Genomic DNA, 17,246 nt, shown 5'->3' with positions numbered 1-17,246 from the left:
CTCCCCGCGGAGAGGGTCTCTTCTTTCATCCCGACAGCTGTGAGGTTCACACATGCTCGAGATCTGTGCACTCATTGACTTCCCCGATGGCGACCGGCGTCTGATTCCTGCCGCGGATTCCGGTTATGAACTGGACATCGTGATCTTCCGCGAGGGGGACCGGTTCTACGCCATCGATGATGCCTGCACGCATGTTGGTGCCAGTCATCTGAAGAGCAGGGTTGAGGACGGTGTGGTCGAGTGCTGGCTCCATAAGGGGAAGTTCTGCCTGGAGTCGGGCGAACCCGTCCGTTACCCCGCACGCATCGCGGCGCAGATCCATGCAGTGCAGGTGATCAACGGGGTGGTGACCCTCTTCCCCGGCGTGCACCCCCGCGACGCGTCATAGGGGGCTTTTGGCCCTGCGGGGTATGACACAGCGCGTTATGATGCAGGACAGAGGCCTAAAGCACCATATTTCCTGAAGGCGAAGCTTGGTGGGCCCGTGTCACTGCGGAGGAGAGGACATCAACCATCATGGGTAAGAATCGTCCGATGAGGCCCGGCCAGATCCTGCTCGAGGAATTCATGGAGCCACTGGGTCTGTCCCAGAATGGCCTCGCCCGCGCGCTCGGCGTTCCCCCTCGCAGGATCAATGAGATCGTCCACGGCAAGCGCGCCATCACAGCCGACACCGCTCTGCGCCTGGCTGCCTATCTTGGCCCTGATCCGCAGTTCTGGATGACTCTACAGACCCACTATGATCTCTCCGTTACCTACCTGGACAACCGTGCGGTCCTGGAGGCGATCATTCCCTTCGACGGTGATGGAAACTCGACCTCCCGGTTGAACCCGGTGCTCGAGCAGGAGTAATCATCCCGGGCATCACGACAATGAGCACGCTGCTCAACCCCTGTTTGATCTAATGATTCAATCATGGGAATGTCCCCTGCACTTTGATTGAATCAATTGAATCAATGATTGAATAGGGATGATCAGGGGAGAATGTAGTGGGTATTTCTCGTTTGACCCTGCTTGACGATTGCTCCCCGCTCATTGAGCGATCGTAGGGTTCGATATGCTGCCTGGCCCGTTAAACCACATGTCTCTGCGGCCTGGGCACGAGTGATGGAACCGTACTCCCCGATATAAGCCAGAATGAGCTGTTCGGCCCGCACATCATTCATCACCTGAGAACGGATGAAATCGGGGCGACGGCCGACGATGTCATAGAAACCACTGCCCAATCTGAACTCTCTGGATCCACCCCGGCCGATGACCTCGATCAGGGAGGTATCCGCCAGGTGATTGAGCGTGCGCCGCAGACGCGTGGGCGTGTCATGCAGAAGATCAATGATCTCCTCCATGGTGAGACGGCCCTCGGTATGTATCAGGTGGAGAAGGCGAAGTTCCAGAACCCCCAACTCGCCCTTCTTCTCCTGCCAGTCATTGACAAAACGAGCGAATTCCAGGTTCGATCCGGTGACCGGTATCTCAACGGAAACCATGTCATCAGTGGTTGCTGAATAATCGGGGGCAGCACGGCCAGCGGACAGCAGAATGCGATACATGACCTGGATGCCACGCCCTGCGCGGTCCACGAGCCCTGCCCGCTTGAAGGCATCAGCGAGGGCGGGACTTCGGGGAGTCGATGCGCTGAGCAGGGTGTCCAGGGTGACTCCGCGGGGCAGGCCCCCCGGGCTTGTCACGCTGAGGCTCTGGTTGTCCAACACGATTCTCACTGCGCCCAGGGCCGTGTAATCACGATGCACCAGTGCATTGGCCACCGCTTCACGGGTTACACGCTCGGGGAGGTTCGGTAACGCTATCCGGAGCAGTCCGGAGTTTATTTCTTCTTCTATGCGATAAACATCCAGACGCTCGGCAACTTCGTTCATCGCGCTGAACAAGGGGGAAACGATCCGCTTATTCAGTCTGATGTCGGAACCGTCCAACACCTGCAGGATAATCTCGTGATTGGGTATCCACCGTCGAATCGAATCGTGGGTGCCGAAGAGAAGGATTGCCCCGTTTTTCACGGGGTGGGGGTCATCGTTGTAGAAACCCAGGGCGCGGAGGGTTTCTTCATTGTTCAGGTTCGCAAGAACTCCATCCCCGCCTTGCTGACGCACCATACGTCGGAAGAGCTCAAATTCTTCCGGGTCCAGATGTTCCAGGGATGCCCCCGGAGCGTCGAGTCGTGCCCAGTCCCGTGCGTTGACAGAATTGTATCTGCTGAACAGATAGCTCGGATCCATGGCAACACACTCGGGTTGCCCATCAATCCTTAACGCCCGTCTCTGATAGACCCCTTTCGAGGTGGCAACCGGTGATTCCACTTTGGGAACATGAACGCACAGGATCTCCTGGCCCTCTAATGTGTGTACCTCGGCGGTTGTCGCAAGGGCGGGGATTGTCTGGTGTGCAATCAGTGCTTCAATCCTGCGGGGGTCCGTCTCGTTCGATCTGGGGTGGAAGGGTGCACAGCCAGTGATTGACCCGTCATCTTCCACGCCTACGAGTAAAAATCCACCTTCCCCGTTGGCCAGGCAGGCGACGTTTCGGACCAGTTCCGTATCGTTGAAGTCTTGTGAACTCCGCCGCCGTTTGAATTCGACATCGATCTTCTCCCCGTGCGAGATGATTTCCCGGAGTTCTTTTATGTGCATGACCTGCAGTTTAATCTCTTTGATCTAATGATTCAATCATGGGAATGTTCCCTGCACTTTGATTGAATCAATTGCACCAATGATTGAATGCCAACTCCCGGACCGCCAGGTGGTCAGCTGGAGGATTTAACCGTCGGGCGGGCGTCATCGATGGAACCGTCCCCGGGCTCCGGCGCGGCCTCCGGGCGGGGTTTCAGGCGGATGATGTGGATGCTCACCAGGGCGGCGATGATCGGCAGGATGATCCAGGGGATCGTGGCGCCGATGAGGATGCAGGAGACAATGATGCCGAACCAGAGCAACACCAGCGTGCGGGCCTTGTGGCGCGGTGTCATCGCGTGGTTGTAGTAGTTGGAGATGTACTCCCCGAACACCCGGTGGTTCACCAGGTACCGGTGTAGCCGGTCGGAACTGCGGGCGAAGCAGTAGGCCGCCAGCAGCATGAAGGGCGTGGTGGGGATGACGGGAAGAAAAATGCCCACTGCCCCCAATGCCAGACTGATCAGTCCGACGGCGAGGAACAGGGGTTTGAGCATGGTCCTGAGTCTAGTTTCGGCGTCGGTCGGACACCAGGGCAGGTGAGCTGGGTTACTGCCCGCGGGCCCTCAGACCGGTGCCTGTCACCTAATCACGTGGGGAGCCGGGCGCCCCACCCTCGATGGCCCAGGTGGGGGCGGTGGGTTCCCGGCGCAGAACCTCGGTGCCCCGGTGGATGCTCAACAGCACCGCTGCCTTCGTCTGTACGGCCTCCCGATCATCGGTGGCGTCCAGGACGAGCAGGTTCGCTGTCCGCCCCTCGGCGATGTCGTGATCAGTCATCCCGAGATTTCCCGCCGGGTTCGAGGTGATGAAATCCAACGCCGTGGGGAGGTGCTGTGGCGTGAGCATATGGGACACATGCAATCCGGAGTCCAGGATCCGCAGCAGGTCACCGTTCCCCATCGGGTAGAAGGGGTCGCTCATGGAATCCTGGCAGAAGCTGACGGGGATGCCGTATTCGGTGAGGGTCTTCACCGGGGCGACCCCGCGCGGGACCGGACCGCTGAATCCGAGCCCCTGCAGGTGGAGGTTCTCATTGGGGCACACGGCGAAACGGACCTTGGAGGCGGCCAGTTTGGGCATGAGGCGGGCGATGTACCCGGGTGAGTAGTACGCCATGGCGACGGAATGGGAGATCACCGTCTGCTCCCCCATGCTCCGTTTGGTGGCCTCTGCGGCCATGACCTCCACGAAGCGGGAGTGTGGATCGTCGATCTCATCGGTGTGCACGTCAATGGGGGCGGAGTGTTTCTCGGCCAGGTCGAAAAGCCACGCAAGGGAGGCCACACCCGCCTCGCGGGTCGGTTCCAGGTGTGGGATGCCACCGACCACATCGGCACCGGCGTCCAGGGCACGCTCCATGAGCGTGTCGCCGCCGTCGAAGGCGTAGATCCCGTTCTGGGGGAAGGCGACGATCTGCAGGTCGCACCACGGTCTGATCTCATCGCGGAGTTCTGCGAGGGCCTCAAAACCTGCGAAGGATGGGTCTGTCACATCCACGTGGGTCCGGATGAAGCCCACGCCGTGTTCGGCTGCCCGGCGTGCGGCGGCGAGCGCCCTGGTCTTGATGTCCTCCTTGGTGTGGAGTCCCAGGCGTTTGCGCTCACTCCAGATATCGATGGCCTCGAAGAGGGTGCCGGATTCGTTCTCGCGGGGAACACCCTCGGTGTTGGCGTAGTCCAGGTGGATGTGAGCTTCCACGAACTGCGGCGTGACCAGACGTCCGGCTGCATCGTAGTCCCTGGGGTGTGGGGCATGCTCCCGGGCCTCGGGAGCGGGTGTGATCCGGGTGATCCGCTCACCCTCGATCTCGATATCCACCAGTGCTGTCCTGCCACGGAGGCGTGCGTTGAGAATATGCATGATGTCCCAGTTTCTTCAGTTGGTCCCGGAATCAGTGTGGTCGGCGGGCACAGAACGACCCGCCCTCGTTCTATAAAAGGATAGATATAAGTCGAGGGGAATGCAGGTTAATACTGCCGACCTGCTTCCTAGGAAAAAACTGCCCGGAATATCCCGTGTCCGGTCCCTCTACTACACTGTCTAACCATGACGAATCCGAGCGAGGGCACCTCTTCTTCCGCACAGTCACTGGCCTACCGGTACACCCCGGAGCTGGCGAATGCGATTGAGCGTGAGTGGCAGAATTACTGGACCGACAAGGGCACCTTCAACGCGCCGAACCCGGTGGGTGATCTGGCACCGGAGGACGGTCGTGAGCTTCCCGAGGACAAGCTGTTTGTCCAGGATATGTTCCCCTACCCCTCCGGTGCCGGCCTGCATGTGGGCCACCCGCTGGGGTACATCGCCACGGATGTTTTCGCCCGCTACAACCGCATGCTGGGCAAGAACGTCCTGCACACCCTGGGCTATGATGCCTTCGGCCTGCCGGCGGAGCAGTACGCCATCCAGACCGGTACCCACCCGCGTACCACCACCATGGCCAATATCGAGAACATGAAGCGCCAGCTCGGTGCGCTCGGCCTGGGCCATGATCCGCGTCGCGCCGTCGCCTCCACCGACCCGGAGTTCTACAAGTGGACCCAGTGGATCTTCCTGCAGATCTTCAACTCCTGGTTCGATGAGAAGCAGCAGAAGGCACGCCCGATCTCCGAGCTGATCCCCCTGCTCGAATCCGGCGAGATCGCCACCCGGGACGGTGCTGATTACAACGGGCTGGATCGCGTCGCAAAGCAGCTTGCCGTCGACGAGTTCCGCCTGGTCTACCGCTCCAACTCCACTGTGAACTGGTGCCCGGGTCTGGGCACCGTGCTGGCCAATGAGGAGGTCACCGGCGACGGGCGCTCCGAGCGCGGTAATTTCCCGGTGTTCCGCAAGAACCTCTCCCAGTGGATGATGCGCATCACCGCCTACTCCGACCGTCTGATCGATGATCTGGAGCTGCTCGACTGGCCGGAGAAGGTCAAGGCCATGCAGCGCAACTGGATCGGCCGCTCCCGTGGCGCAGAGGTGGATTTCACCGCCGCCGACGAAACCATCACCGTATTCACCACGCGCCCCGACACCCTCTTCGGCGCCACCTACATGGTGCTGGCGCCTGAGCATGAGCTTGTCGACGTCCTCGTCGCCCGCAGTTCGGGTTCCTACGAGGGTGTCGACCCCCGCTGGACCAACGGCCAGGCCACCCCGGCTGAGGCCGTGGCCGCCTACCGCGCCTCCATCGCCGCCAAGTCCGACCTGGAACGCCAGGAGAACAAGGACAAGACCGGTGTCTTCCTGGGCGTGCACGCCACAAACCCGGTCAACGGTGAGCAGATCCCCGTCTTCATCGCCGACTACGTGCTCACCGGTTACGGCACCGGCGCCATCATGGCCGTTCCTGCCCACGATGACCGCGACTACGAGTTCGCCACCGTTTTCGGCCTGCCGATCGTCGAGGTCGTCGCCGGCGGCAACATCGCCGAGGCCGCCTTCACCGCCTCCGGCGAGTCCGTCAACTCCGCCAATGACCAGGGACTGGACATCAATGGTCTGGCCATGGCGGATGCGGTTGCACGCACCATCGAATGGCTGGAGGAGAAGCAGCTCGGACGCGGCACCATCCAGTACAAGCTGCGCGACTGGCTGTTCGCCCGTCAGCGCTACTGGGGTGAGCCCTTCCCGGTGGTCTACGACGAGGACGGTGTGGCCCACGCCCTGCCCGAGTCGATGCTGCCCGTCGAGCTGCCCGAGGTCGAGGACTACAAGCCGGTCTCCTTCGACCCGGAGGATGCCGATTCCGAGCCCTCCCCGCCCCTGGCCAAGGCCCGCGAGTGGGTGGAGGTGGAACTCGACCTCGGCGACGGCGTGAAGAAGTACACCCGCGACACCAACGTCATGCCGCAGTGGGCCGGTTCCTCCTGGTACCAGCTGCGTTATATCGACCCCACCAATGATGACCAGTTCTGCAACCTGGAGAACGAGGCCTACTGGACCGGCCCCCGCCCGGATGTCCACGGCCCCAACGATCCCGGCGGTGTGGACCTCTACGTCGGTGGCGTCGAGCACGCCGTCCTGCACCTGCTGTACTCCCGTTTCTGGCACAAGGTCCTCTTCGACCTGGGGTATGTCACCTCGAAGGAGCCCTACCGCCGCCTGTACAACCAGGGATACATCCAGGCCTTCGCCTACACCGACTCCCGTGGCGTGTACGTCCCGGCTGAGGAAGTGGAGGAAAAGGACGGCAAGTTCTTCTACCAGGGCGAGGAGGTCACCCAGGAATACGGCAAGATGGGCAAGTCCCTGAAGAACGCCGTCGCACCGGATGACATCTGCAACAACTACGGTGCGGACACCCTGCGCGTGTACGAGATGTCCATGGGACCGCTCGACACCTCACGCCCGTGGGCCACCAAGGACGTGGTGGGTGCGCAGCGCTTCCTGCAGCGCCTGTGGCGCCTGATCGTGGACGAGAACACCGGCGAGGCCCTCACCCGCGATGAGGCACTGACCGATGAGGACAACAAGCACCTGCACCGCACCATCGCCGGTGTGCGCGATGATTACGCCAACCTGCGGGTGAACACCGTGGTGGCCAAGCTCATCGAGTACGTCAACTACCTCACCAAGACCTACCCCGACACCATCCCGACCGGTGCGGTCCTGCCGCTGGTGGTCATGGTCTCCCCCGTCGCCCCGCACATCGCGGAGGAACTGTGGAAGAAACTCGGCCACACCGACACCGTCACCTACGAGCCCTTCCCCACCTTCGAGGAGAAGTGGCTCACCGACGATGAGGTCGAACTGCCCGTCCAGATCAACGGCAAGGTCCGCAGCCGCATCACCGTAGCCGCCGACGCCTCCCAGGAGCAGATCATCGAGGTCGCGCTTGCCGACGAGAAGATCGCCCCCCAGATCGAAGGCAAGAACCTGGTCAAGCAGATCGTCATCCCGGGCCGCATGGTCAACCTCGTGGTGAAATAACCTGGCTCACCATTGGACAACGCAACACCCCTGTCCCCTCAATGAGGGGACAGGGGTGTTGCGTTGTCTTATGGGGAACTGAGACTAGAGGGTCTCCACAACCTCTTCGAAGGCCAGGCGTGGGAGACGGTCGTACCAGGCGTTCTCGGCTGGCTTGCCCATGTTGATGGCCACCATGACGCGGTGCTTGCCGTCGGGGAAGAACTCCTTGGAGATGGCATCGGCGTCGAAACCGGTCATCGGGCCTGCGGCCAGGCCGGCTGCGCGGATACCGATGATGGCGTAACCGATCTGCAGGCCGGTGTTGAGCTCGGCGGTGGCGGCGCGCATCTGATCATCGGCGGCGAACATGTCGCGCGCACCCTCGAAGTGCGGGAAGAGCTGTGGCATCTCCTCGTGGAAGTCGAGGTCGGCTGCCAGCAGGGCGACGGCCGGTGCCTTGGCGGTCTTCTCACGGTTGCCCTCGGCCATGTGTGGCAGCAGGCGTGCCTTGGCCTCCTCGGAACGGATGACCACCACGCGCAGTGGCTGGTTGTTCATGGAGGTCGGGGCCCACTTGACCAGGTCGAAGATGGCGTTGATCTGCTCGTCGGTCACTGGCTCGTCGGTGAAGGCGTTGGCGGTGCGTGCCTCGCGGAAGAGGATGTTCTGAGACTCCTCGTTGATGACGAGGGCGTCCTTGAGATTCTGGGTTTCAGTCATAGTCAGTTCAACTTTCGTCTGAGGGGAAAAATCCCGTTTTCACAGTGATGCTTGACACGGTAAGTTTCTTTCCGGCGTGGTGCCGGTCCGAGTCCGTGGCCTGGCACGAAATTTTATTGTCATATCAACAAAGTGTCAAACGGTGGCTGGTCCGCCCATAAATCACCCCCTAAAGTGCTCCAGTTCTGCGACATTCCGAGAATCTTGAATGTAAGCTGCCTACTTCCTGGCTCCAGGTGCTAGCATTGTCCGGGTATCACACGTGATTCATTGATTAATCAAAAGGACTTTTTCTCATGCGCAAGATCCGCACCTCCGCTGTTGCTCTCCTCGCCGCCGGCGCCCTCGCACTGACCGCTACCCCGGCTGTGGCCCAGTCCTCCGCCACCTCCTCCGGTTCCTCCGCCTCCGCTGAGGTTGGCACCGCCCTGGATGCCAACGAGTACGAGCGCAGCATCTTCGGTTCCTCCAAGGACTTCGACAACGTCACCCCGTTCGGCCAGGCATGGTACTTCTACACCCTCGCCGCCACCGCCACCGCTGTCGCCGGCGTGGTGTACGCAAACCTCGAGAACATCGAGAACGCTGCAGCCGCCGCAGGCATCCAGCTCCAGCTCCCCCGCTAGTCGGACAACCCCGCGCCTTCCGCGTGGCACCACTACCCGGTGCGCGACACCCCACGGTGCTCGCGTGCTGGGTGGTGCTGTTTTAACGGTGCTTGTCGACGCCCCACTCCCCCACCTTGGATATGGTGGGTGTCACACTTCTAAGGAGGGATCGATGAGCAGGGTCATAGTCATCGGTGCGGGCATGGTGGGACTGGCCACCGCCTGGCACCTGCAGGAACGTGGATACGAGGTGACCGTCCTCGACCGTGAGGGTGTGGCGGCGGGATCCTCCTGGGGTAACGCGGGATGGCTGACACCGGCCAAGACGCTGCCCCTGGCGGACCCGGTGCTGTGGAAATACGGGCCCCGTACCCTGTTCGATCCGGATTCCCCGCTCCATATGCCGTTCCGCGTGGATCCGAAGCTCTGGCTCTTCCTGGCCCGGTTCATGGCCAATGCCACCACCAACCGGTGGGATGACGCACTCAAGGCACTCACCCCGATCAGCATGGTGGCCCTCGAGGCCTTCGACGAGCTGGGCCAGGGTGGGGTGGATGGGTTGACCTACAAGAAGCCGTTCATCGTGGGTTTTGAAAACGAGGACCAGTCCGCCGGCTTCCTCCGGGAGGTGGCGGCCGTGCGCAGGAATGGCCAGGACGTGGAGATGACCCGCCTGGACAACCCGCAGGATTTCGCCCCCATGCTCAATAATCAGGTGCCCATCGCCTACCGCATGGAGGGCCAGCGGTTCATTGAACCGGGCCCCTACATGGAGGCGCTCGCCCGGTCGGTGGAGCAGCGTGGTGGGGAGATCCGCACCGGTGTGGAGGTCACCCACGTGGCGGCCGGGGATCGTCCGGCGGTGTTGTTCCGTGATGGGTCGAGGCATGAGGCCGACAAGGTGATCATCGCGACCGGTGCGTGGCTGCCGGCGCTCGCCCGGGAGTACGGGGTGAAGACAATCGTCCAGGCCGGTCGTGGTTATTCCTTCTCGGTGGCCACCGAGCACCCCGCGGAGCATTCCCTGTACCTGCCCCACCACCGCATGGCCTGCACCCCGTACCAGGGTCGTTTCCGCATCGCCGGGACCATGGAGTTCCGTGGCCCGGATGAGCCCTTGGACCCGCACCGCATCCAGGCGATCATCAACCAGGCCAGCCGCCTCATGAGGGGCATCGACTTCGACGAGCGTCAGGATGAATGGGTGGGATCGAGGCCGGTGAGCACCGACGGCAAACCGCTCGTCGGTCAGACCACCGCCCGCGACATCTACGTCGCCGGCGGCCACGGCATGTGGGGTATCGTGCTGGGGCCCGCCACGGGTAAGTACCTCGCCGAGTTGATGGACACCGGTGTCACCCACCCGGTGATCGCCCCGTTCGACCCGCTGCGGTAGGCGGCGGGGTGGGGCGTCGACAAGCGCGGAGGGTCCCGCCACGGAATCTCCGGCATCGTGACAGTCGGTGCACAGGAGGCGTGCCTAATGTGGTTTCGCATGACTTCACTCAAAACCCGTGAGCCCGACGCCGTCGGGAACCTGACGAGCCAGGGTGACCACACGCGCAGACGGACCCTGTCACCGGTGGTTCCCGTGGCCTTCGGGATCTACGCCGTGCTGCTGATGGTGCTGACCCTGCTGAAGAACAGGCTCTCCCTCGGCGGCCTGTGGGACACCACCGCCCACGACCAGCGCTCGCTGGACCTGGTGCTGTTCAACGGCTTCCAGGACGCACCCATCTGGTGGGGACCGTGGGTGAACACCTTCGGCAATATCGCCCTGTTCCTGCCCCTCGGCTTTTTCCTGTACGCCGTCCTGCGCGCCCGTCGCAGCCGCTTCCCGTGGGTGGAGGTGGTGGTGTTCTCCGCGCTGACCAGCCTGGCCATCGAATGCCTCCAGTGGGTCTTCGCGGTTGGCTACAGCGATGTGGATGACCTGCTGTTCAACACCATCGGTGGTGCCATCGGTGCCACCATCGCGGCAGTGACCCCGCGCCGGGCTGTGCCCTGGTTGTCGCTGGCACTCACCGCGGGCTTCCTGGTTGTGCTCGGGGTGATGGTGGCCACCAACCCGTAACCTAACCCGGCTGGATAGGAATAACACCGCAGGAAACATTCAGTTTCCTGCGGTGTCGTCGTTATCAGGGGGTGGGCTCGTCATCGCCGCGGTGTCGTGGAGAACCCACGGACAGGCGGAGATACCGGCTGTAGATCTGGATGGTCAGCGAAACACCCCACAACAGCGCCATCCCGATGAGATAGACCAGCACGATCTCCAACTCATGTCTGATCCAGTCCGCATCCACTATCCCCCTGTTGGCTTCCGGCAACTGTTCCAGGACGTCGAAGATGCCGTTAACAGCACCGGCGAAACACAGCAGACCACCCACGACCACCAGAGGCTGGATGATGAAGATGAGCACCTTGGTCAGGGTGGAACCTCCGGGGTTACCGAATCCACCGAACCCGCCGGAGTCACCGGTGCTGCTGACACCGGGGTGATCCGTGGAGTTCGTGGACATCATTCTCCTGAGTGGGGCTGTTGGTAAGGGCTTGTCTGGGCTTCTAGGGAGAAACTCTACGTGCAAACGCCACATGCGGCCCTGATATGGATCTTTAAATGCGGGCACGGAAAACCCCTGCACCGGGTCCTCCGCAGGGTTCTCCATTGGCCCTCCATCAAGAACCTTCCGGCGACCCCTGAGTCGCACCCCGGGGTCCATCTCGAAGTGCCTCGCGGGGCGCAGCGACGATGGAACCCCGGTGGACCCGGGGATTGTCCGTGCGAGGATGCCACCACAAGATCCACCCCGTGGGAACCCCGGTGGACCCGGGGATTGTCCACTACCATCCGCGGAATGGGAAAAACACAGAAGAAATCATCCACCGCAGCTGGTGCGGAGACGGCTGAGGACACGGGAACCCGGGCAGGGCCCCGCTCGCGCACCCGCTCCCCCGGTCGCCCACGCGCGCGACGCCGCCCACCGCAGATGCTCGTGTTGCTGGCCCTGGTGGTCTACTCGGCGGTGATGGTGTCACTGACCATGCTGAAGGCCTTCTTCGTCATCGGGTTGCTGTGGCGCACCGACGCCCACCGCAACCGGTCCCTGGAACTGGTGCCCTTCAATGAGTACGCGGAGACGGGCACCTGGTTCGCCCCACTGTTCGGCTACGGGGGCAACTTCGCCTTCTTCGTGCCCTTCGGGGTGTTGCTTTATGTGCTGCTGCGCAACTCCCGACGTGGGTCCCGGCGCAGGAACACGGTGGCCAGGGTGGTGCTGGCCGGTGCGCTGTTCAGTCTGGCCATTGAGATCTGTCAGTATGTGTTCGCCCTCGGTTACAGCGATATCGATGATCTCATCTTCAACACCCTGGGGGCGTTGACGGGTGCGGTGATCGCGAAACTCGCCGGCCCCCGGATGCACCGGGTGTGGGTGTGGTGGGCGCTGCTGCTCGGGGTGGTCTTCGCCGTGCTGGTGGCTGCAGGTCCGCGTCTGGGGGATCCGGACAAGGTGGTGGATATCTACGGGATATCCTGGGAGGAACACACGGTGTCGGTGATCTGACACCCTCGACATTCTCGAAACCCCCGACACTCTCCACACCACCGATCCGGATGCTGTGATCCCCCACCTGCGGGGTCGCGCGCCGGGTCATACACCGGGTCACACACCCCTCAGGATCAGAAGAAGGTGCGCCATGGGAAGCAACCCCGCCGACCCCACCAAACCCGCCAAACCCGCCATCCCCACCATGTCGATTCCACTGTCGGAGGCCACCGGCCCCTATGTGGTGGGACTGGACATAGGATCCACGGCCTCACGCGGCGGGCTCTACGACAGCAGCGGCCGACCCATCAAGGGATCCAAGCAGCGCGTGTCCCACGTGTTCACCACCGGGGAGGAGGGTGCGTCCACCATCGATGCCGACCAGGTGGTGGATGAGGTCCGCGAGGTGATCGACAACCTGCTGGCGTTTGCGGCAGCCAAGGATCTCACCGAGCAGATCGGGGGCGTGATCCTGGATTCCTTCGCCTCCTCGCTCATCCTCGTCGATGAGCACGACAACGCCGTGACCCCGTGCATCACCTACGCAGACAGCCGGTGCGCACCCTTCGTGGACCGGTTGCGCCGGCAGATCGATGAGGCCGACTACCACCAGCGCACCGGCGTGCGCCTGCACACCTCCTATCACCCGGCGCGTCTGCTGTGGTTGAAGGAGGACCACCCGCAGCTGTTCGCACGGGCCCGCAGCGTGATGACGATCGGTGAGTACGTCTACCTCAAACTCGCCTGCATCCGGGGCATCTCCACCTCGGTGGCGGCGTGGAGCGGCATCCTCGACGCACACACCGGGCAGCTGGATCTGCCCATCCTCGAGCACATCGGTGTCACTCCGGATCTCCTCTCGCCGGTGTGTGATCCGGATCAGCCCGCCACACCGGTCAGGCTCAGCTCGGAGGAGCACGCAGCGCTGGCCCATGTGCCGTGGTTCCACGCCATCGCGGATGGTTGGTCCTCCAATGTCGGTCCCGGCGCGCTGGACGCGAGCACCGTCGCCGTGGCTGCCGCCACCTCCGGGGCGATGCGGGTGATCCTGCCGCAGGTACCTGAGCACATCCCGTCGGGGCTGTGGTGCTACCGCCTGTCGCGTGGTCAGTGCATCGTCGGCGGTGCCCTCAATGATGTGGGTCGCGCCGTCGGGTGGCTGGAGCGCACCGTCGCGCCGGTGGAGAACCTCCCCCGGGTGCTCGCCGGCCCGCCGTTGGAGGCGACGCCGTCGGTCCTGCCGTTCTTCTCCGGGGAGCGGTCCACGGGGTGGGCCAGTGATGCCACCGCGGTGTTCACCAACGTCACCGACCAGACCGGGCCGGAGCAGATGTGGCGCGGGGTGTTCGAGGCGCTGGCGTTGTCGTATCAGCGCGTGTGGGCGGAGATGACCGGTGCCGGCGCGGCACCCGAGCGGGTCATCGCCTCAGGTCGGGTCACCACCGATCACCCCACCTGGTTGCAGTTGCTTTGCGACGCCCTGGACACCCCCGTCATCCCGCTGGAGATGAAACGCGCCACCCTGCGCGGCACCACTCTGATCGCCCTGGAGATCATCGACCCCGGCGGCACCCGCGCGACTCCCCCACTGGGTGAGCCGCTGGAACCCCGGTACGCGGAGCACTATGTGGCGGCGCGCCGCACCTTCGATGAGCTCTACGCCACCCTCATCGGCGCGGACAGCACCAGTTAGGCTCCCTCAGCCTCCGCCGCGGCCTGCACCGCCGCGCTGACCGCGGGGGCCACCCGGGGATCCAGCGGAGAGGGCACCACATGGCCCACATCGAGGTTCCCGGCGGCGATATCCGCAATCGCCTGCGAGGCCGCCAGTCTCATGGCCGGAGTGATCGACCGGGCCTGCGCGGCGAGTGCCCCGTGGAAGATACCCGGGAAGGCCAGCACATTGTTGATCTGGTTCGGCAGATCACTGCGCCCGGTGGCCACGATCGCCCCGTACCGGCCCGCCAGCTCCGGATCGATCTCCGGTGAGGGGTTGGCCAGACTGAACAGGATGGGCCGGTCAGCCATGAGCTGCAGGGCCTTCTCGGTGACATGGCCACCGGAGACCCCGATGTAGACATCCGCCCCGGTCAGGGCTTCGACCACCCCGCCGGTGACTCCGCGGGGGTTGGTGGTGGTGGCGAGTGCCTGCTTGACCGGGTTGAGGTCCTCCCGCCCGGCGTGGATGACACCCCGGGAATCCAGCACGACGATATCCCGGGCACCGGCCCCACGGAGCATCTCCACCGCGGCCACACCCGCGGCACCTGCACCGGAGACAACGATCCTGGTCTCCCCGATCTGACGGTCCAGCAGCCGCAGGGAGTTGCGCAGGGCCGCCAGGATCACCACCGCGGTACCGTGCTGATCATCGTGCATCACCGGGATATCCAGGCGTTCGATGAGCCGGCGCTCCACCTCGAAGCAGCGGGGCGCGGAGATGTCCTCCAGGTTGATGGCCCCGAAGGACGGTGCCATGGCGGCGATGGTGTCCACCAGTTCATCCACACCGTGGACATCCAGGACGATCGGGATGGCGTTGAGGCCGGCGAACGAACTGAACAGCTGGGCCTTGCCCTCCATGACAGGCAGGGCCGCCTCGGGGCCGATATTGCCCAGGCCCAGCACCGCGGTGCCATCCGAGATGATCGCCACGGTCCGGCCCCGCCCGGTATGGGTGCGCGCCACCGCCTGATCGGCGGCGATGGCCTCGCACACCACTGCCACACCGGGGGTGTAGGCCAGGGACAGATCATGCATATCGGCCAGTGGACGTGTGGAGGTGATGGACAGCTTGCCACCCTCGTGGGCCGCGAAGATCTCCTCACGGTCGAGATGGAATGCGCTGGCTGGGGTGCTGGAGGTCATGGGGGTTCACCTGTGTGGGAGGGACGGGAAATAATACTGATCTCATCCGAGTCTAACCAGGTCGGCGCACAACCAGCGGTTCCCAGCACGGCCTGTGGCATGGGGATAGTTCACACCCCGAAACAGACATAACCTGATTAGCATTTGCTATATGACTGAACTTCCCCACACCATGCCAGCGGTTGGCCTCGTTGACTCCCTGCCCGCCGACCACCCGGATTTCCTCATCGACGTAGAAGTTCCCCGCCCCGACCCGGGACCCCGTGACCTGCTGGTGGAGATCACCGCGGTGTCCATCAACCCGGTGGACACCAAGGTGCGCATGCGGGTCGGCAAGCAGGACACCCCGAAGATCCTGGGGTATGACGCCGCCGGAACCGTCGTCGCGGTCGGCTCCGAGGTATCCCTCTTCCGCCCCGGTGACACCGTGTTCTACGCCGGATCCAACCAGCGCCAGGGCACCAACGCCCGGTTCCACCTCGTCGATGAGCGTCTCGTCGGTCACGCGCCGGGCAGCGTGGATGCCACCCACGCCGCCGCCCTGCCCCTGGTCTGCCTCACCGCCTGGGAGGCCCTGTTCGACCGTCTGCCGGTCACCCAGTCCACCACCGGCACCCTCCTGGTGCTGGGTGGGGCCGGAGGCGTGCCCTCTGCCCTCATCCAGCTGGCCCGGGCCCTGACCAACCTGCGGGTGGTGGCCACCGCCTCACGCCCGGAATCCACCCGCTGGGTACGCGAGATGGGCGCCCACGATGTCATCAACCACCACCACGATCTACGGGAGCAGATCAGCGGGGTGGACTTCGTCTTCAGCTCCTGGACCACCGGGCGCGAGGAGGAACTCGCCGCGGTCATGTCACCGCAGTCGCACCTGGTGCTTATCGACGATCCCCTCAACCCCAACCTCGGCACCTTCAAACAGAAATCCATCGCCGTCCATTGGGAGTTCATGTTCACCCGCGCCATGTTCGAGACCCCCGACATGGAGATGCAGGGACAGATCCTCACCAAGATCGCCGACATGGTCGACCGCGGACAGCTCCGCTCAGTCACCGACCGGGTCCTTACCGGCCTGACCGCCGAGTCCCTCATGGAGGGCCACCGCCTCATCGAAGAGGGACACACCACCGGCAAGATTGTCGTGAAAGTGTAGACACTATGACTCTCCATCACACCCGAGTCGACTCACCCATCGGTGAGTTGCTGCTCGTCGCCGACGACACCGGCCTGACCTATCTGGCATTCACGGGCGAGGACCACACCCGCCACACCGCGGGTTCCACCGCCGCACGAACCCCGATTCTCGACCGGGCTGTGGAGGAACTCGAGCAGTACTTCGCCAGGGAACGGACGACCTTCACCGTGCCGCTGTCCCGGCCCGGCGAAGGAGAGGTGGGATTCCACGGCAGGGTGCAACGACTGTTGGCCACCGTCCCCTACGGGAGTTTCGTCACGTATAAGGAATTGGCCGTGATGGCGAGGAACCCGGGTGCCGTGCGGGCGGTCGGCTCCGCCTGCGCCACCAACCCCGTCCCCATCTTCTCCCCCTGCCACCGTGTTCTGCGCACCGATGGTGGCCTGGGAGGTTACCGGGGTGGCACGAAAGCGAAAGAACTGCTGCTTCGTTTGGAGAACATTGACTTTCGAAACTGAGGGCTTATCGAAAGTGTTGGGCTTGAGTAAACGAAAGGGCGAACGAAGCTTTCGAAACCTGCGGATCTGACCCTTTCGTTTCGAAAGTGCAGAAAGGAACGGCGGTTCTTTCGAATAGTGAACCGCACAGCCTGCGGTTACCTACCCCGCGTCTTCGCCTGAGAAAACGTCTTAAGCTGCATGAATGGACGATCGGAACCCCTTCTGTGCATATACCTCCATCCCTTCCTTCGCTTTCGAACTACGCAAATGTAATTACG

The 17,246-nt window shown here is 63.2% G+C and carries 16 protein-coding genes; 10 read left to right on the top strand and 6 right to left on the bottom strand.

Annotated features, from left to right (window positions below; translation table 11 throughout):
* Window positions 1-52 precede the first annotated feature (52 nt).
* Both H9627_RS04940 and H9627_RS04935 read left to right on the top strand, forming a co-directional pair.
* The gene (locus tag H9627_RS04940) at window positions 53-388 is read left to right on the top strand and encodes a Rieske 2Fe-2S domain-containing protein (RefSeq protein ID WP_191732914.1); all 336 of its coding nucleotides are present in this window, start codon (window positions 53-55) and stop codon (window positions 386-388) included.
* A 128-nt stretch (window positions 389-516) separates the two neighbouring features.
* Complete coding sequence (locus H9627_RS04935; RefSeq protein ID WP_191732913.1) at window positions 517-852, top strand: HigA family addiction module antitoxin; 336 nt, start codon at window positions 517-519, stop codon at window positions 850-852.
* Window positions 853-974: 122 nt separating this feature from the next.
* Here the strand turns inward: H9627_RS04935 and H9627_RS04930 are convergent, their stop codons facing one another.
* The 3 genes from H9627_RS04930 to H9627_RS04920 form a co-directional block, all read right to left on the bottom strand.
* The gene (locus H9627_RS04930) at window positions 975-2,648 is read right to left on the bottom strand and encodes an RNA-binding domain-containing protein (protein ID WP_191732912.1); all 1,674 of its coding nucleotides are present in this window, start codon (window positions 2,646-2,648) and stop codon (window positions 975-977) included.
* Window positions 2,649-2,761: 113 nt separating this feature from the next.
* The gene (locus tag H9627_RS04925; RefSeq protein ID WP_191732911.1) at window positions 2,762-3,184 is read right to left on the bottom strand and encodes a YbaN family protein; all 423 of its coding nucleotides are present in this window, start codon (window positions 3,182-3,184) and stop codon (window positions 2,762-2,764) included.
* A gap of 88 nt (window positions 3,185-3,272) precedes the next feature.
* Window positions 3,273-4,550 carry an amidohydrolase family protein gene (locus H9627_RS04920; RefSeq protein WP_191732910.1) on the bottom strand — a complete coding sequence of 426 codons (1,278 nt, stop codon included), beginning with the start codon at window positions 4,548-4,550 and terminating at the stop codon, window positions 3,273-3,275.
* 186 nt (window positions 4,551-4,736) lie between these two features.
* Between H9627_RS04920 and leuS the strand changes: the two genes are divergently transcribed.
* Window positions 4,737-7,610 (top strand): leucine--tRNA ligase, encoded by a 2,874-nt coding sequence (leuS, locus tag H9627_RS04915; protein WP_191732909.1) that lies wholly within the window; start codon window positions 4,737-4,739, stop codon window positions 7,608-7,610.
* A gap of 84 nt (window positions 7,611-7,694) precedes the next feature.
* Here the strand turns inward: leuS and H9627_RS04910 are convergent, their stop codons facing one another.
* Entirely contained in the window at window positions 7,695-8,312 is a 618-nt protein-coding gene (locus H9627_RS04910) for a malonic semialdehyde reductase (RefSeq protein WP_191732908.1), read from the bottom strand.
* 296 nt (window positions 8,313-8,608) lie between these two features.
* Between H9627_RS04910 and H9627_RS04905 the strand changes: the two genes are divergently transcribed.
* From H9627_RS04905 to H9627_RS04895, 3 genes are all read left to right on the top strand, one after another.
* Window positions 8,609-8,938, top strand: coding sequence for a hypothetical protein (locus H9627_RS04905; protein WP_191732907.1), 330 nt, complete (start codon window positions 8,609-8,611; stop codon window positions 8,936-8,938).
* A gap of 154 nt (window positions 8,939-9,092) precedes the next feature.
* A complete protein-coding gene (locus tag H9627_RS04900) occupies window positions 9,093-10,316 on the top strand; it encodes an NAD(P)/FAD-dependent oxidoreductase (protein WP_191732906.1) in 1,224 nt (407 codons plus the stop codon).
* A gap of 99 nt (window positions 10,317-10,415) precedes the next feature.
* Entirely contained in the window at window positions 10,416-10,994 is a 579-nt protein-coding gene (locus H9627_RS04895; RefSeq protein WP_225213508.1) for a VanZ family protein, read from the top strand.
* A 64-nt stretch (window positions 10,995-11,058) separates the two neighbouring features.
* On the opposite strand, the gene H9627_RS04890 is transcribed toward H9627_RS04895, so the two are convergent.
* The gene (locus H9627_RS04890; protein WP_225213507.1) at window positions 11,059-11,439 is read right to left on the bottom strand and encodes a hypothetical protein; all 381 of its coding nucleotides are present in this window, start codon (window positions 11,437-11,439) and stop codon (window positions 11,059-11,061) included.
* Window positions 11,440-11,907: 468 nt separating this feature from the next.
* Between H9627_RS04890 and H9627_RS04885 the strand changes: the two genes are divergently transcribed.
* Together H9627_RS04885 and H9627_RS04880 are read left to right on the top strand one after the other, a co-directional pair.
* Window positions 11,908-12,483 carry a VanZ family protein gene (locus H9627_RS04885; RefSeq protein ID WP_191733198.1) on the top strand — a complete coding sequence of 192 codons (576 nt, stop codon included), beginning with the start codon at window positions 11,908-11,910 and terminating at the stop codon, window positions 12,481-12,483.
* A 133-nt stretch (window positions 12,484-12,616) separates the two neighbouring features.
* The gene (locus H9627_RS04880; RefSeq protein WP_191732904.1) at window positions 12,617-14,158 is read left to right on the top strand and encodes a gluconokinase; all 1,542 of its coding nucleotides are present in this window, start codon (window positions 12,617-12,619) and stop codon (window positions 14,156-14,158) included.
* Here H9627_RS04880 and H9627_RS04875 read toward each other — a convergent pair.
* Entirely contained in the window at window positions 14,155-15,333 is a 1,179-nt protein-coding gene (locus tag H9627_RS04875) for an NAD(P)-dependent malic enzyme (protein ID WP_191732903.1), read from the bottom strand. The two genes, H9627_RS04880 and H9627_RS04875, sit on opposite strands and share 4 nt — an antisense overlap.
* Window positions 15,334-15,484: 151 nt before the next feature.
* On the opposite strand from H9627_RS04875, the gene H9627_RS04870 reads away from it, so the two are divergent.
* Complete coding sequence (locus H9627_RS04870; protein WP_191732902.1) at window positions 15,485-16,486, top strand: zinc-binding alcohol dehydrogenase family protein; 1,002 nt, start codon at window positions 15,485-15,487, stop codon at window positions 16,484-16,486.
* Window positions 16,487-16,491: 5 nt separating this feature from the next.
* The gene (locus tag H9627_RS04865; RefSeq protein WP_191732901.1) at window positions 16,492-16,986 is read left to right on the top strand and encodes a methylated-DNA--[protein]-cysteine S-methyltransferase; all 495 of its coding nucleotides are present in this window, start codon (window positions 16,492-16,494) and stop codon (window positions 16,984-16,986) included.
* Window positions 16,987-17,246 lie beyond the last annotated feature (260 nt).

The organism is Corynebacterium gallinarum, assembly GCF_014837045.1.
In the GTDB taxonomy this organism is placed as follows: Bacteria; Actinomycetota; Actinomycetes; order Mycobacteriales; family Mycobacteriaceae; genus Corynebacterium; species Corynebacterium gallinarum.
Note: the sequence above shows the minus strand (reverse complement) of the source record. Positions and strands in the feature narration are given on the sequence as shown.

What these genes read in the sequence shown, in the direction of transcription:
- H9627_RS04930 (WP_191732912.1), bottom strand. Translation starts at nt 2,648, where the DNA reads ATGCACATAAAAGAACTCCGGGAAATCATCTCGCACGGGGAGAAGATC.
- H9627_RS04900 (WP_191732906.1), top strand. Translation starts at nt 9,093, where the DNA reads ATGAGCAGGGTCATAGTCATCGGTGCGGGCATGGTGGGACTGGCCACC.
- H9627_RS04940 (WP_191732914.1), top strand. Translation starts at nt 53, where the DNA reads ATGCTCGAGATCTGTGCACTCATTGACTTCCCCGATGGCGACCGGCGT.
- H9627_RS04885 (WP_191733198.1), top strand. Translation starts at nt 11,908, where the DNA reads ATGCTCGTGTTGCTGGCCCTGGTGGTCTACTCGGCGGTGATGGTGTCA.
- H9627_RS04880 (WP_191732904.1), top strand. Translation starts at nt 12,617, where the DNA reads ATGGGAAGCAACCCCGCCGACCCCACCAAACCCGCCAAACCCGCCATC.
- H9627_RS04910 (WP_191732908.1), bottom strand. Translation starts at nt 8,312, where the DNA reads ATGACTGAAACCCAGAATCTCAAGGACGCCCTCGTCATCAACGAGGAG.
- H9627_RS04865 (WP_191732901.1), top strand. Translation starts at nt 16,492, where the DNA reads ATGACTCTCCATCACACCCGAGTCGACTCACCCATCGGTGAGTTGCTG.
- H9627_RS04905 (WP_191732907.1), top strand. Translation starts at nt 8,609, where the DNA reads ATGCGCAAGATCCGCACCTCCGCTGTTGCTCTCCTCGCCGCCGGCGCC.
- H9627_RS04925 (WP_191732911.1), bottom strand. Translation starts at nt 3,184, where the DNA reads ATGCTCAAACCCCTGTTCCTCGCCGTCGGACTGATCAGTCTGGCATTG.
- leuS (WP_191732909.1), top strand. Translation starts at nt 4,737, where the DNA reads ATGACGAATCCGAGCGAGGGCACCTCTTCTTCCGCACAGTCACTGGCC.
- H9627_RS04890 (WP_225213507.1), bottom strand. Translation starts at nt 11,439, where the DNA reads ATGTCCACGAACTCCACGGATCACCCCGGTGTCAGCAGCACCGGTGAC.
- H9627_RS04935 (WP_191732913.1), top strand. Translation starts at nt 517, where the DNA reads ATGGGTAAGAATCGTCCGATGAGGCCCGGCCAGATCCTGCTCGAGGAA.
- H9627_RS04920 (WP_191732910.1), bottom strand. Translation starts at nt 4,550, where the DNA reads ATGCATATTCTCAACGCACGCCTCCGTGGCAGGACAGCACTGGTGGAT.
- H9627_RS04895 (WP_225213508.1), top strand. Translation starts at nt 10,416, where the DNA reads ATGACTTCACTCAAAACCCGTGAGCCCGACGCCGTCGGGAACCTGACG.
- H9627_RS04870 (WP_191732902.1), top strand. Translation starts at nt 15,485, where the DNA reads ATGACTGAACTTCCCCACACCATGCCAGCGGTTGGCCTCGTTGACTCC.
- H9627_RS04875 (WP_191732903.1), bottom strand. Translation starts at nt 15,333, where the DNA reads ATGACCTCCAGCACCCCAGCCAGCGCATTCCATCTCGACCGTGAGGAG.